This window comes from Marinomonas algicola (assembly GCF_014805825.1).
Classification (GTDB): domain Bacteria; phylum Pseudomonadota; class Gammaproteobacteria; order Pseudomonadales; family Marinomonadaceae; genus Marinomonas; species Marinomonas algicola.
In genome coordinates this window covers 1,791,641-1,806,720 of the sequence record NZ_CP061941.1, presented here as the reverse complement: position 1 = coordinate 1,806,720, position 15,080 = coordinate 1,791,641, and the positions used below count along the sequence as shown (strand labels likewise).

General features: G+C 38.3%; 9 protein-coding genes. 3 read left to right on the top strand and 6 right to left on the bottom strand.

Translation table 11 applies throughout. The annotated features are described in order from the left end of the window. Positions 1-134 precede the first annotated feature (134 nt). Positions 135-2,015, top strand: coding sequence for an ATP-dependent nuclease (locus IEZ33_RS08205; RefSeq protein ID WP_191603177.1), 1,881 nt, complete (start codon positions 135-137; stop codon positions 2,013-2,015). 2 nt (positions 2,016-2,017) lie between these two features. Then, positions 2,018-3,583: a UvrD-helicase domain-containing protein gene (locus IEZ33_RS08200; RefSeq protein WP_191603176.1), complete on the top strand. Its 1,566-nt coding sequence runs from the start codon at positions 2,018-2,020 to the stop codon at positions 3,581-3,583. Here IEZ33_RS08200 and IEZ33_RS08195 read toward each other — a convergent pair. Further along, a protein-coding gene (locus IEZ33_RS08195; RefSeq protein ID WP_420844856.1) for an IS3 family transposase occupies positions 3,580-4,730 on the bottom strand; the annotation gives its coding sequence in 2 pieces (ribosomal slippage) (positions 3,580-4,493 and positions 4,493-4,730; 1,152 coding nt in all). The genes IEZ33_RS08200 and IEZ33_RS08195 overlap by 4 nt on opposite strands. A gap of 37 nt (positions 4,731-4,767) precedes the next feature. On the opposite strand from IEZ33_RS08195, the gene IEZ33_RS08190 reads away from it, so the two are divergent. Then, entirely contained in the window at positions 4,768-5,157 is a 390-nt protein-coding gene (locus IEZ33_RS08190) for a hypothetical protein (protein ID WP_191603175.1), read from the top strand. 284 nt (positions 5,158-5,441) lie between these two features. Here IEZ33_RS08190 and IEZ33_RS08185 read toward each other — a convergent pair whose 3' ends face one another. The 5 genes from IEZ33_RS08185 to IEZ33_RS08165 form a co-directional block, all read right to left on the bottom strand. Next, positions 5,442-6,164 (bottom strand): NYN domain-containing protein, encoded by a 723-nt coding sequence (locus IEZ33_RS08185; RefSeq protein WP_191603174.1) that lies wholly within the window; start codon positions 6,162-6,164, stop codon positions 5,442-5,444. Between the two features lie 188 nt (positions 6,165-6,352). Beyond that, on the bottom strand, positions 6,353-6,871 hold the full coding sequence (locus IEZ33_RS20610; RefSeq protein ID WP_476738643.1) for a hypothetical protein: 519 nt from the start codon (positions 6,869-6,871) through the stop codon (positions 6,353-6,355). Between the two features lie 412 nt (positions 6,872-7,283). After that, positions 7,284-12,608 carry a tyrosine-type recombinase/integrase gene (locus IEZ33_RS08175; RefSeq protein ID WP_191603173.1) on the bottom strand — a complete coding sequence of 1,775 codons (5,325 nt, stop codon included), beginning with the start codon at positions 12,606-12,608 and terminating at the stop codon, positions 7,284-7,286. Beyond that, a complete protein-coding gene (locus tag IEZ33_RS08170; protein ID WP_191603172.1) occupies positions 12,605-13,435 on the bottom strand; it encodes a hypothetical protein in 831 nt (276 codons plus the stop codon). Before IEZ33_RS08170 ends, IEZ33_RS08175 begins: the two co-directional genes overlap by 4 nt. Positions 13,436-13,583: 148 nt before the next feature. Beyond that, complete coding sequence (locus IEZ33_RS08165; protein WP_191603171.1) at positions 13,584-14,609, bottom strand: helix-turn-helix transcriptional regulator; 1,026 nt, start codon at positions 14,607-14,609, stop codon at positions 13,584-13,586. Between the last annotated feature and the right edge of the window lie 471 nt (positions 14,610-15,080).

Below are 15,080 nucleotides of genomic sequence, written 5' to 3'. Positions count from 1 at the left end.
CATATCAAAAAACACACTATATGCAGCTAAGTTAGGGTGATAAACTAATCAGAAAGTAACCCTCTGATTTATAAAACAACATTATCACGATATGGATTAAAGGTATATTTGTCATTTGTTGAAAGGATATAAAAATGTATTTACATTGTTTGAAAATGGAAAATTTCCGAAGGTATGAACAGTTAGATGTTGAGTTCAATTCTGGCCTAAACTTATTAGTCGGTGAAAATGATTCAGGAAAAACAGCGATTGTAGATGCTATTAAGTATGTGTTAAATACTCAAAGTTACGAGTATTTAAGACCTTGCGTTGAAGACTTCTATTTAGAACCAAGCAAAGACGAATCTCATAGAGCCACTGTATTCCGAGTTGAATGTACCTTTAAGGGTTTTGATAAACACTCTGCAAAGCACTTTATTGATTGGCTAGGTACTGATAAAGAGAAGAATTTCTTCTTGAAGGTATGGATATCTGCAACAAGAAAAAATGGCAGAGTCTTTTACGAGGTTAAGGCTGGCAGTGATGATGAAGGGACTACAATTAATGGCGAAGCGCGTGACTTACTTAGGGCAACATATCTCAAGCCACTACGTGATGCTGAAAGCGAACTAACACCGAAAAAGGGATCTCGTTTATCTCAAATTCTTTATAACCATGATGTTTTCGAAGATGAAGAAAGCCATCGCTTACTTCGAATAATGTCCTTGACGAATAAGGCTATAGAAAAATTCTTTACAACTCATGATGGGAAAGAGTTGCTTTTAGATATAAACACATACCTAGATAAGTTTTCTCTTGAAAACAATAAGCTCAACTCAAGGTTTAATGTAAGTGATAGCTCACTCAAATCGGTTTTAGAAAAGTTATCACTAAGATTATTCAACCAATCTGTATCTGAAAACACCAATCAAGGTCTTGGTTCCCATAACCTTTTGTATATAGCCGCAGAGCTATTATTGCTGAAAAAAAGCAACTATCAGGGGTTGAAGTTAGGGTTGATCGAAGAGATTGAAGCTCATTTGCATCCACAAACACAAATCAGGCTGATTGAGGCTATTCAAAAGATTTGTGAAGAGAACAAAATTCAGTTCATACTCACAACTCATAGCACTAGCTTGGCTTCTAAAGTCAAATTGAAAAACTTAGTACTATGCAAAGATGGATGTTTATATCCAATGGGCCAAGAGCATACAAAGCTGAGAAAGGGAGATTATTTATTTCTGGAGCGTTTCCTTGACTCAACTAAGTCTAACTTGTTTTTTGCCAATGGAGTGATTCTAGTCGAAGGGGATGCTGAAAATATTTTGCTACCTTCTTTTGCCAAAAAGTTAGGTCGTGATCTTTCACAGCATGGTGTGTCTATTGTAAATGTAGGTAGTACGGCATTCTTGCGCTATTCAAATATATTCTTGAGACAGGACGAAAAAAAATTAATTCTTGATGTTTCATTGATAACTGATGTGGATGTAAGACCTTTTATTCATGAAGATAAGCAAACTAAAAATAAAAAAGACTCAAATGAAAATAATCTTAAAGATGGAGAAGGCAAAACTATTAAAGTTGAAATGAATTCAGTAGAGATTGAAGAGATGAGGACAAAAACAGCTCAAGGCATTCGAGATAAATATGAAGCCCCTATAACCGCTTTTGTTGCGCCTTATTGGACTCTTGAATATAGCATCGCTAGAAGTTGTTTAAGTGAATTGTTCCACCAAGCTGTTTATATTTGCCACAAAACAAAGTCAAATGATTATGTGTATGACAAAGAAGAAAAAGTTGCATTCATTGAAAAAGCTAAGGTCGAATATAAGAAATGGAAAGATGAAGATAATTTGAGCGTTGATGAAATCGCTTACAATATCTACAAGAAGATCATGCTCGATAAGAAAATTTCAAAAGCTGTTGTAGCTCAGGTTTTCGCAGACTTTATCATTGACGCCGATTTTGAAGGCGTAGAAGCAGATGAAAACCTTAGCTATTTGGTTAATGCGATTAAGAATGTGACGGGCAAATAAGTATGAGTCCGATAACAGAACAAGATATTTTAAATGTAGAGAAGAAACTCTCCCTAAAGTTCGATGATGGGAGTAAAGAGTTTATCAAATGTTCCGTCACAAAAGATATACAGGCTTGTCCGGGGGCAGGGAAAACTACCTCATTGGTTGCTAAGCTGGATATACTCGCCAGTAAAATGCCGTTCCCAGATAAAAGTGGCATTTTAGTTCTAACTCACACCAATGTTGCTGTTGATGAAATCAAACGTAAGCTTGGCCATAACGGGAGCAAGATTCTTGGATATCCCAACCATGTAGGAACATTTCAGTCTTTTATTAATAAATACTTGGCAATACCTATGTATGTGAAGATATTTGGGAAAAAGCCCGAGACAATAGATTCTGAAATATTCAATCAGAAACTGGTCTCTTTAATGAATTCCCACTGGATTGGTAAGATTTTATTAGGGCGGTGCCAAGAAAATAATTTTAAAAGTGTTGAGAGGTTTTTAGACAACTTAGAGGTATATGACGACAAAATTGTGTTAAAGCAATCTGGAGGAAGGGAAAAAACAATGGTTAACAGTACAAGACCATTTTATGCCCAGCTCAGATCTTACCTTGAAAGTAAAGTTGTAAATCAAATAGCCTCAAGAGGTTATTTAACATATAGACACTGCTATGACTTGGCAGAAGAATATCTGAAAGAAGTCCCTGAAATAGCAAGTGTCATCAGTTCAAGATTCAGATATGTTTTTGTTGATGAGACTCAAGATACAGATAATAGCCAATTTGAACTACTGAGAAAGATATTCGGAAAATCGGATTCTATCATTCAAAGAATCGGTGATAATGACCAATCAATATTTAACTTTGAAAGTTTAGATGAATTGACATGGGATGTTGATGATGAGCATATTAAGATATGTGATACTAAGAGATTGTCTCCCAAAATATCCAAGGCAGCTAGCAGTTTCTCAATAACAGATCATAAACTTGTTAGTAGTAGTCAAGTAAGCATTAATCCGGTAGTCATAGTATTCGATGATGTTCATATTGATAAGGTATTACATAAGTTTGCAGAGTTGATTAAGAGACACAACTTGCATTTGGAGGATAACCCTGTATTTAAAGCTATTGGAAATATAGCAAAGGATAACAACTATCACACCATACCGAGCTATATCGATTCTCATGCTATAAATCGTCCTGAACTTATTGATGGAGACAATATTAGAGATAAGCTTTTCAATAGTAGTTGTGAAATTACGCCATGCTTTATCAATAACGTTTATTGGGATTTGATAGTTCATTACCTAGGTGTGATAGGAATCCAAAATGAAGAGAGTAAGTTTACGGTAAGGACGCTAATTCACTACCTGAAGGTCAACAATAAATTTATTCTGGATGGGTTAAAATTGAACTCACTTAACATCATTGATGAGCTTTCCAGTAAGGCTGACCTCAATCTACATCTTGAAAAATCATTACAGTTACTGGCTGATTTTATGGGGTTCCAATACGAGCCAGATAAACTCATTACCGTAGTTTCTGACTACAGAACACCTGAATCGCTCCTAGTTTCCTAGACACTGCTTTGTTTCAAAAAATAGTTCTTTTCATACTCCATTGGTGACAAGTCATTATTATTTCCATGACGTCGAGTTGGATTATAAAACAGCTCAATATAATTAAATATATCTGCTTTACCTTCCTCTTTGTTCTTATAAATTCTACGACGAATACGTTCTCTTTTTAACAGTGCAAAAAAGCTTTCTGCACACGCATTATCATGGCAGTTTCCTCTACGACTCATGCTTGGGACTAAATTATTAGCTTTAAGCATACTTTGCCAATCATAGCTCGTGTATTGACACCCTTGGTCTGAGTGAACAATAACCTCACCCTTTGGCTTGCGTCGCCAACAAGCCATTGTAATAGCATTAAGTACCAAATCTGTATTAATACGGCCATCCATAGACCAGCCAATTACTTGTCTTGAAAATAGATCAATGATCACAGCAAGAAAAAGCCAGCCTTCTCGTGTACGAATGTACGTAATATCAGTTACCCAAACGGTATTTGGCTTTTCAACGTCAAACTCTCGGTTAAGTAGGTTAGGTGCAATCGTTGATCGTTCTCCACCGCCATAGTTATTTTTCCTCTTATAGCCTCGTTGAGCTTGAAGCCCCTCCGTTCGCATCAGTCGATATACGCGGTTCTTGCCACACTGTTCACCTGTTGATCGTAAATCTTTATAGACCTTGCGATAGCCATAAACACAGCCACTTTCTAGCCAATATTGCTTTATGAAACCCAGTAAATAATCATCTTCTTTGGCGCGTTTGCTAACGGGGTTTGAAAGCCAAGCATAAAAGCCACTGGGGTGGACTTCTAATGCGCGACAGAGCGTACGCACAGGGTATTTCTGTCGGCGAGCTTTTATTAACGTGTATTTTTCTTCGACTCGGCGGCAAAGAACACGGCGGCTTCCTTTAGGATGTCGCGCTCTTCTGTTACACGCTTAAGTTCTGCTTTAAGTCTGCGTAACTCATCAGAATTGGATTGTTTTTCTTGGTAGGAGTGAGCGTTTTCGCCATAGCGATCACGCCAGTGATAAAGGCTTTTAGTTGTTATCCCTAAACGCTTAGCAACATCAGCAATTGAATAACCACCTTCAGTTACCTGCTTAACCGCTGCCATCTTAAATTCTTCGTTATATCGTTCGCCGGCCATGTTGGGCTCCTCTTTAAGTACATTATATAGTTAAAGAGTGTCTAAGATAGAGGGGGCGATTCAACCAAAAAACAAAAATGAGTCGAATAAAATTTCATTTGTTGTTGAAGACATCCCAATAGATATATCTGTTTCTACAATACATAAAGCAAAAGGTGAAACCCATACTGCCACTCTGATTATGGAAACATATAAAAAGGGATACGATATAAATCAACTATTGCCTCTATTAAAAGGCAAGAAGAAGAAAGGCTTTGAGGCGAAGAAAAAGGTACTTTATGTCGGTATGACAAGACCGACTCACTTACTCTGTTTGGCAATTCATAGAAGTTATTCTAAGTCAGCGAAAAATATAATCACTTTAAGCGAACAAGATTTAGAACAGATTAGGGCAAATGGCTACGAAGTGATAAGTATAGAGCAATAATTTAGGTTATTGTCAGCAATGAAAATCTGCTGCCCTAGAGTTTTCTGGGTAGAAATTTCAATCTTTCTAATCTATATCAGCTAATTAGTTAATATGAACATTGAGGAGATTCCCCCTTTTTTAGGAACCCTTCTTGGAAAACCGTTTTTATTCATCATTTTCCTTCCGAGATATAAAGCTACATTAGATTTATGTATAGCAATTTAAACTTTACTTATTTGACAACTAATATCTAAACACATTTAGGGGCAATTTTGAGTTACCGAATGCACGAAGGCAGCACATCATTTTTGCTTGCTTGCCTTTGTTATCAGCTGAAACTCCATGCCAGAACGTTTAGTATTACGGGTTCTATAACGCGTTGGATATTTGTCAAAAAAGTCAGATAACTTCTTCAGCCCGAAGTTTCGAGGGTCAAAGTCTGGCTTTAGTCTCTTTAAGTACTTACCTATTTCACCTAGTTTTGCCCACCCTGATTCATCACGATAGTTCTGCCAAGCCTGATGCATTAATCGCCATAACTCGCGTTCTGTGTCTTGATTAGAGCTTGGTTGCGACTCCCCAAGGTCAACATCAGCGTTTAAGTTCTCTATCGCTACAAAATCATCACAAGCGTTTTTAAACGAAGTCGGAGTCATCGCTTTTCCTACTCCAATGACATGTATCTCCGACTCTCTTAATCTCGTCGCAAGACTTGTAAAGTCACTATCACTGGATATCAAAGCAAAAGCATCAAACCTTTGGCTATACAAGAGATCCATTGCATCAATAATCATTAAAGAGTCTGTCGAGTTTTTTCCTGATGTATAGGCAAATTGCTGTTTAGCTTGAATCGCTAACTCATTTAAAGGCTGCTTCCAGTTTTTAAGTTGTTCAGTAGAAAAATCGCCATATGCACGTTTAACGATGATCTGCCCAAAACTAGACAGTTCTTCAATAATCAGGTTTAACTTTGAGTGTGGAGTATTTTCTGAATCAATTAATACCGCGATTTTTCTGTTACTCATAATCCGTACGTAACCATCTTTATGTATTTAGTTGCACTATATCGACATTAGCAATCTTTGTTCAAATGGGATTGTTCAGAAATGTTATGAGTAACAACTCTAAACAAAAAGGCGCAGAAACGTGTTATGCGGGAGGGTCTACTTTTGGCACGTAAGTAATATTCAGAAATTTCGAATGCTATATTAGCTCACTTTACTGCAAAAACCGTAACCAACGTTTTAATTGAGTCACCCGTAACCATAACAAAGTACATCTTGCTTCCCACATGTTGCCAGAACTCGGCCTCTCGTGCATACTTTTTTACCTTTTGGGTAGCAACTTTTTCTGGCAATTGGGTTTTAGTTAGCTCTGAGCATAGCAACTTTGAGCACAAAGCCTTCCAAGGATGCTTATGTGCACCATCTGAAAGCCGTTCCACGAACCTTTCAAGCGCGTGACGAGTCACCACGACAGGCCCAATATTTGGCACATTGATGACTTCATCGATTTCTCTCACGGTAGCATTATCGACGCTGTATTCTTCGAAGGAACGTGAGAGCCAATCGTCCCGCTTCTCTACCGAGATCTGTGCTTCTTGGTAACGGGTGAGCAAGAACCTTGTCAGGCTGTAAAGTGAATGCTGAGTTGAGCGTTGTTTATGTAACTTTTTGATGGCTCCTTTACTGACTCGGATTTGAAGCCCATTGCCGCTTCGGTTACTCCCCACCACCTCTTTCACTGACAGTAGGTGATGGATAGCATACAGCTTTATGTTGGCTTATGATGGTAGAGAGAATGCCGATCTTTCACTGACAATAGTTGATGAATGGGTTCGGCTTTCGTAACTTACTAAGTAGTAAGTAAAAATTTTGGTAGGACTAGGCGAATTCGAATCGCCGACCTCTACCATGTCAAGGTAATCATCAGCGATGGTTGATGCACTTTTAAACCAGTTCTATCCAATTCTTTGGCTCACAAACATAGATAACCGCGCCATAACCTTGATCCCACCATAAAGCTTGCCGATCATCTGGTACTGCAATTTCAAACCAAAATCACTCCTTGTAATTTGTGGGCGTAATTATTTGCTGTAACTTACTGCTGTTTCAGACAACAATCATGCAATGTCAGCACTGATTTTAGCTTTTATTTGGAAGTTCATTTTGGAAATGCAAGCCAATGTTGATAAGGTTTGACAAAACCATCAATAGAAACATCGAGTGACTAAACTGTTGAATTGAAAGAGGTTCATCGATTAGCTTAAGCCTTGTTAATGGTAATGAATCATATACAACACCACCAACACGGCGGTTTATTCTTTCATCCCCTAAATCAAAGCTCAGTAGGCACGTAGAGAAAATACTTTTTGCATTGCAAACCTGTGAAAGCGGAATACACATCTTCTTTTTGGCGTCATACCATGATTGTGCCCAGACTTTTCTGAGCTCAGAAAATGCTTGTTCATTTGATTGTTGAAAACTAATTAAATGGGTTAGTAGATTATAAAAAGCAGGATCCTTAAAGTAATTTCTTGCTTCATAGAGGCGAGATTGCCCAATAAATTCTACACCCTCTTCATTTGATGGTATTTGATATGCTCTATATGAAACATCATTGGTTAAAACAGTCTGATAAGCATGCCTTACAGTTTCAACATAATAGTGTGTTAACTCGTAATGCAGGTCGGACGGTCCCACAGGATTTACATCAGGCGTCTCATTAGACTGTCTTTCTGAGTCCTCTAGATATCTTAGCGCTCTTTCAATTTTCTGAATCTGGAGGACTTGAGTAGTCACATCGCCTTTGCCCCTAGAGCTTAATGCCGGCTTTTGATCAAACGACTCAATTTGATAGGCTTCCTCTTCAAGAGGACTTTCTTTTTGCGTTTTTTTTAGTACGACATAACTTGCAGACAGCCCTTGTTCACTCTTCATCTCTGTGAAGCGCTTCCGATCAACACGAATAAGCTTAGAAAGTGTACAATCCAATAATTTAACTCTTTTAAATTCCAGTTCAACGGACAGCCACCTCCAATACTCCATCAGATGAGTATAAGATGATAATGTTGTTGTAGCATTCGAATGGCCGACCATGAGAGCCAATGCTGGAAACAAAGCATGGCGCGTTGAAGGTATGGAGATAGCTCTTTCCATGAAACGTTTTTGAAAACCAGAAAATGTATCAGTGCGCACCCATTCTTTAACGACCTTTGAAATCGGATCTTGTTGGCGATCCTCGAGAACGAGTGATGAGGCAGTAAAGCTGATAAAAGTATGTCTCCCATCGTGCAATCGCATATCTGGCTCACCCGTCACGAGCTTTAGTGTCTCAATAACGCGGCTAAACTGACTGTCCATATGGCGTATTTCTTTCGGGTTGACTGAGTCAAAGAAAAGCGGGACAGACTTATTTTTCTGCCCTTTTGCTTTCTCGATACAGGAACCTAGTATTTCCAACTCTTCCTCGTTCAAAAACAATGAATATGGAATCCGACGATTTCCGCTTTTCGATTTTACCCGAACAGTTTCTTTTGATATGCGGTGCGTCCTCACATAAAGCACTTGCTCCTCACATGAGAAATCTCTTAACTTTAATCTCCGTATTTCTTCTCGCCTCAATCCTAGACGGCAACATAAGATCAAAATTGCTGCATTCGTAAACCGCTCTTCTGCGTTCAGATCTTTATCTAATAGCAAAAGCGAGAGTGCTTGCCCGTATTCCCATGGCATGATAATTCTGCCAGTCGAACTCTCTTCATCTTCCTCGACATCCAAATCACGAAAATCAAATTTAGCGACACCAAAATACTCATGAATAACAGAATGAAAACGAACCAATATCTTTGCTCTTTCAGCGCGGTTTTCAATATCTCCCGCATCAATAATATCTTGATAAAGATCTGAAAAATCTTCGTAGTCAAATGTCGTCAAAGATTGATTTGCAGCAAACTCAAAAAGACGCGGAACAACTTTTGAGAAGTAAGTTAGAATGGTTGAAGGAGCTAAACCGCCATAACGCTGCCCTCTTCGCCCAGAAATTACGTACAACCATGTTAAAACAAGTACAATAATTTCTGGTAATTCCTTGGAAGCCTTTACGAGATCAGAAAGTTTTTCTAATGTATTTGACGAAATTTGTTCTTGCCAAAAACAGATGATTTTCTCTTTTGATGTGCCAGGGTACTTACTGAGTTTGTTACGGAAGTCTGCCATAAACTGCTTAAAATAATCGTTCGTACGTGACTTTGCCTTAAAAAATGAACGCTCTGCAATAACGTTCATTGTAGCTTCTCCATTTGATGGCATGATGTAACGATGCTTGCGATCTAGCATTCTTAATAGAGTATGCTCTGAAAACCCTTTTACTCTGAGGGTTCCTTGGCGTAGCCCGTAAAGAGCGCCCGTTTCTGACCACCTAGGTGCATGATCAATAAGTTGATACAGCTTACTAAGAGTCATTTTTTTATCATGCCTCTGCCGGAACAGCGCTGATAGCTTTGCATACCCGCTAGCAGCCCGCTTATCGACTTTAACCTCAGGAGAATTACCATTCATCAATCGCTCTAATGCTTGTGGGTTAAGGGTAATATGATGGACTTCCTCCCTTTTGATCAACATTGCTAGAAGCAACGCAGACAACCCACCAAAGAAAACGAGTTTCTCTTTATCTATCTTCGCTGTGAGGTAACCATTTGAATACTTTATTGAGCTAATTCTCACTGATTTACGAAGCATCGCTGGAGAAAGCTCCCCTGTACCATCAAGTATCATGGAGAACAGTAAGATACTACTCAGGGTCTCTGAAGAAACCTGCTTAGGGTGAGTGATTAATGCTTGCGTGAAATCATGAAATGCCGAGTTAATCTGTGTGTAGTTCCGCTCACTGAGCATTACATCGTAAGGCAAGACCGCCTTAGCTACAGGAGATTTTTTAAAATAACTACCTAATGCAGAATGTAATTCATCTCTGTCAATTTCTGTCCGCTCGCCATCGCTCAATTCCAGATTTTTAAGCAATATCAATGCTTGTTCATGCAGATATGGGTCGTCCCCGTAATACTCAGACAACAGCTCGTAAAAGTCTTGATTTGTCTTAATTGCTTTATCCAACAAAAACTTCAAGTCAGACTGTATTTTTTGCTTAGAATTTTTCGATTGATTGCGAGACTTTTTCTGAATAGACCTTGGGACAAATTGCCCTTTGTTGTGCATCGTCGAATGAGAAAAGCTTGTTCGTCCAAGTAAGCTAAAACCGAGTCCATCAAGACATTTTGATATGACATTTCGATGTACTTCAACTTCAGGGCCGCCATACTGCATCAAAGAGGTGTTTTGAAACGAGTGCATATCGGTAGAAATATGCCCCATTTGATGGTCCAAGAATGGAACGGCTTCTTCGAAAGCAAATAGCGTATGATAGGAAAGGTGACGCACTGCATTCTGCGGTAAAGTCCAGTCATCTCCCATAAACACTTCAACTTGTGAAGTGCTCGGTGTCGCTAATTCTCCATTATCCAGCCACAACCCTAGAAAAGAAGCATTACTATCTCGGTGAATGGATGCGTTAAGCTTCACAGCCACTTTTTTATCGATCAATTTAACCCTTTTAATGATTTGCTCAATCCATCCAAGGGTGTTGCTGATCTGCTTAGTCATTAATTCAGGCACTGGGATGATACGAGTAGAACTCTCACCAAAATGGATTTTGTCGGCTATCAGTACACTTGTATAATCCTCGTTCCAGCAATAATGCTCGACAAAAATGCTTTTGTTTCGACGATGACTCGTCACTGTACAGAACATCAATACCGTGTAAGAGACGAGCTGATTATAAACGCCCCGCAAAGCATCAAGAGACTTTTCCTTTCTTACATTTCTTAGAGAAGCATTTAAAGCTGACATTTTTTCAGCCAAACGCACTGAAAAAGCTGTTTTATTAATAGCTAGCCTAGAGCCTATGACTGAGTTTCCTTCGGCAAGATCTAATTGATGTTCGAAATCAAACCCTAATGATTCCCTGCAAGTATTCATGAAAGCTAACTGCAAATGACGAGTCGAGTCAGACATGTAGTAGTGCCAAGTTGATAAGCCAAACTCATTATTAGCAAAGATAAGAGCCGCCTTATGCCGGCCACAATGAGATGCCACACACCCGTAAAGCAAATAACGAAGCACTTTGGGGCTAAGGCGCCTATTTAAGCAACCATAGTGAACTATTTCAGCACATGCTCTCGTTAACAAATCATTCGCTTTCTGTAAAATTTCATCCGGTAAAATTTGTTCAATTAAACCTGCTTGATATCCGGCAAAGAAAGTTCGAAACAACTTCAGAAATGAATTTGGTATTGGTAAAGCCAACCATTCAGTATGCGGTAACAGCCATTTAAAATCTCTATCACTAGGCTCGTAACGATCAGCGATATCAAGCTCTTTGCGCCAATATATCCCTGATGCGATGTCAACAATGCCATAAGATCCATCAGTTTTTTTGAAGCTGTCAGTATCCCCCTCTGATACAGAAAGATGCAAACCAAGCACCTCATGCAATTTCAAAGACGTTAAGATAGTTAAAAATGCGAGCGTTGAACTAACAGTCGGTTGTGCACTATTAATCCATTGAATTGCTTTGCTAAGCTCATAAGACGTTAGACGGTAAGTAACAAATGTGAGGCCAAATTGTTCTTTAGCCGATAGAATTTGATTTCTAAATAAGTCACGTTCAGCTTTTGCTGATGGATTAATTGAATTTTGGTCTAGCTCGATGTTGCCAACATCAGGGGTATCTTCGATATCTAAGTCATTCCCAGAAAAAGGGAATGGCTCGACGCTGACTGGCTCTTCCACTCCTACTTCAGGCCGTCTTGAACGTATCCTTTTTTTTACCTTTGAAGGTGTCTCTTCTTTATGATTTGAGCATAGGTTCCAGCCATCTCGAACCATTTTTAAATAAGCCTGCGAAACCACATATTGGTCGGTTATTTCAGTACAGAAATACTCGAGTGTTTCAATTACTGTCAACTGATTAGGGATTTGCTTTATCTTTGAACTATTAGCCCTATGTGACAAAATTAACCGAATATTATCAGCCGCTTCAGCAATCGTAACAAAACTTAACTTTGCCTCACGAGAAAGTAAAGCATAGTAAATAGATGCCATTAACTTATGAACAACAATTGGATCAATGTCGTTAGAGAGTATTTTTAAATTTAGAGACAACAGAGAAAGAAGCTGATATTGATTGATCCTGCCCTTACATGTTTTTCCGGCTTCATCCAACGTGGCCTCAAAGTCAACTTCACTTAAGATACATGATTCATCCAAAGTAATATTGGCTTCAGCATCAGAACTCCCGGACTTAACGAGATAGTAGCTAAGCAAATCCCCACCAATCCGTTGAAGTTTAACAGTTGCAAATTCTGGCAGACTATTCTCAAGAGCTTTTTTTAGTAGCGGATGCCGGTTCAATGCGTAATTTCCATCTGAGTACTACTAAACGAAAAATGAATCAATTCAAATTTTTTCTCAGCCAACGGTTTAACTACAAAGTCATACAGCACATAAGTATCAATTGAAAAACCCTTACTTTTCTCCAATGCTGAATATTGTTCAGCACTAACAAGCACTTCTTTTTTACCTTTACCACTTTTAGGGATAATTTCAATACTCGGTCCTTTCTTGTGCACATCACTTATTTCATAATTCAGAAATGAAATTTCTTTAGCATCAAGTTTAAAATCGGGTTTTTCAGGCGGACTAAGGATCTCTATTTGATGAGGCTCTTCGTGCCCCTCTACTTGAATACCAAACTCTTTAACTCTTTGATTGCATGCAATTTCGTGAAGAATTTTAATAGCCTCAAACGCATCTTGAACTTTTGAAAAGCCAGATGCTTCATATGACTCTGACGCAGGTTGGTCAACTTCATTAAGCTGTTCGATGGACTTTGTCATACCCTTGAAATGTAGATTCAACACATCACAAACAATTTCATTTACAGAATTAAGGAGATCAGGAGAGCTATCTGAAAAGTCATAATTTATCTGAATATGCTCCTCAAGCGCGGCGACTGAAAACTTTCTCGCATCAAGTTTAAAGCCAGCATCCTTCTTACGACCTTCTATTGGAGAGCCTTTACCATTAGCAACTTTTGCAAGTATTGTGACAAGGTTACCTATCAAGTCTACTGACTTATTCCCGCTCTTGCTGATATTACTAAATACAATCGCATTTAGTTTTTTATCAAATGTGACATCTTTAAGCTTTACGTTAATTCTGCATACATTTTTTATCATCAAACCTCCAAAGCGACTTCCATTTCATTCCAACAATAACTCATTAATATTGTTTAGAATTTACACAGCTTTGAAAAAATTTAAAAATCGAAAAACATCAAAATGACGCCTATTTACATAAATTAACAATTTTCACTAAAAGTAACATTTATGAAATACAAACACCCATTCTTAATAATTCATCAGAAAGCTTCAATAATTTCGCTGCTTCACTCATCATCTCCTCTCTCAAAAATGCTGGCTCATGCACAACAACACTAGCCCCCTGACCACGCAACCAAACACGAGTATCACAGTCATCAGGAACAACGGCACGTAAGAGAAACCATTCAACGTTAGGAGTATTCAAAATCAGTTGAGAATCACTTAGCTTGGTTTCCTCAAGCCTTTTTGCCAGATCCTTAGAAATAAGAGCACTTAAATGGATTGGCTCATCAGAGTATTTAAAACCAGATTCTCCACTATCAATATATTTTTTAACAGAGAAGTTTGGGTTGGGTCGGAAGCTTTCACGAGAAAATTCTAAAGACCTAAACCTCTGAAGAGCATACTGTCGAACGTCCTTATAATCATTATAAGAACCTAGAACATAGGTGGCACTTTTACGAACCATTAACCCATACGGATGCAGAGTAAAAGATTTTAGCTCATTCTTCTTATGACTACAGTAAGCAACGTCTAAAGCCTTATTAAACATAATTGCATCACAAATTAATTCCCAGACATCGGGGTCTATAGAGGCAGGAACGAGAGACTTACCATCCGGAATAATTCTTACCTTATCCATCCAACTAGCATACGTCTTATCAGATTGTGATTTTAAGAAGCTTTTCGCTCTATTTAATTGAGGATTCAATTGCGCCAGAAGCGGTGCAGGCATGATGCTTTGCAGATATTCATTAACTAAAATTGTATTTACAGCAGATGGCACATCCATTGATGCAAAACTCCCCTGATAGTCTTCAGTAAAGCACCATCTGTTCGGGCGAACCTTATTGTTGCAGATTATAGGGTAGTATTTTGCTAAAGCAGCAAGATCTCTCTGCAAACTACGAAGGGTTACCGAAAAGCCTTTTTCTTCCAGCTTTTCGAGCATATCTTTTGTTGAAATACTAGGCTTAGGCGCAATCGGCATTTGCTCCAGTATGCAGATATATCGAATGATATGGTCCATTTTATATACTCATAACGTATTTAAAATAAATTCTATCCTAGAGAGTACCTTGATTGTTAGTTAGATATTCCCTTAAAACCCAATAACTCTCGTTTATATAAGCCCACACTTCTCGAAAAAACCGAGTACAGCCCATCCTCAGCGACACTTTAAGCACCGACTAACAAAAACCCTAGTCACACTAGCATCAACTATAAATCCATTCACACAAAACCTAGCGAACACAAAAAGCAACAAAGATTACAAATTAGCAGAGAGATAGTAAGAGTCAATAAGGTGAAATAAGGTACTCGAAAAACAGAACTAGAGGATCTGTGACTCATTAGTACGAATCTCAAAAACATACAAGAAATGCTTTTGAAATGTGGCATTAAAAAATAGAAATTGCCATTTATGGCACAGATTGGTCACACTGAAGTCACACAACATATTTAAAATAAATATGGTCACAGATTGGTCACAAATATCATG